Here is a 695-nt window from a genome sequence, read left to right as displayed (position 1 = left end):
TCTTACTGTGTCACAAATATAGCCTGACATCCCAGCAACACGGACAGCGCGGAAGCTTGCTGGTGATCGCGCGGGCGATGAGTAATCGCAACGTGGAAATCGAGTCAGGCACGTGTCGCTGGACTCGCCGGGCTGCCGCGAGGGATGTAACCTTCGGGTAGGGAAGCCGCTTCTGGTCGAGCACGGTTTTTTTTTGCGCCGTCCTGACTGAGCCGCTCGGTGACGAGGAAGGCGTATGCCGCAATACACAGCGTGGCATGGTGATGGAAGCCGCGCCAACCGCGGCCCTCGTAATGCGCGAGGCCGAACTCCTGCTTGAGTTCCTGATAGTCTCGTTCAATACGCCAGCGCATCTTGGTGACGAAGACCAGTTGTTCCAGGGTGGCATCGGACGGCGCCGTGGAGAGGAAGTATTTCGCCGGCTCGGCTTCTCCCTCGGGCCACTCGATCAGTAGCCACTCCTCGGCGCGCATCTCGGTGCCCAGGTAATCGCGGTGAGCAGGACGAACCCGCACAGCGGCGAAACGCGAGGATAGATCCGTGTTGGTACCTTCGCGCCAAGTAACCTCGCTATAGGCCTCCTGCGGCAATTCCATGGCCAATGCCTTGATCGACACCGGCTCGTTTCCAGGCTCACGGCGCAACCTCGTCGGCCGTATGCCGCGACCGCTCCAGGGCTTGGGGGGCAGGGGTGC

1 protein-coding gene is annotated in these 695 nt (G+C 61.6%); it reads right to left on the bottom strand.

Annotated elements, in window-relative coordinates; genetic code table 11:
* Positions 1-104: 104 nt before the first annotated feature.
* Positions 105-695, bottom strand: a 591-nt coding sequence (locus KHO41_RS41030) for an IS701 family transposase (RefSeq protein ID WP_211958893.1), incomplete at its 5' end; no start/stop codon positions are given.

It is taken from the genome of Cupriavidus numazuensis, assembly GCF_905397435.1.
Lineage (GTDB): Bacteria > Pseudomonadota > Gammaproteobacteria > Burkholderiales > Burkholderiaceae > Cupriavidus > Cupriavidus numazuensis.
This window is presented reverse-complemented; position numbering and strand designations above follow the sequence as displayed.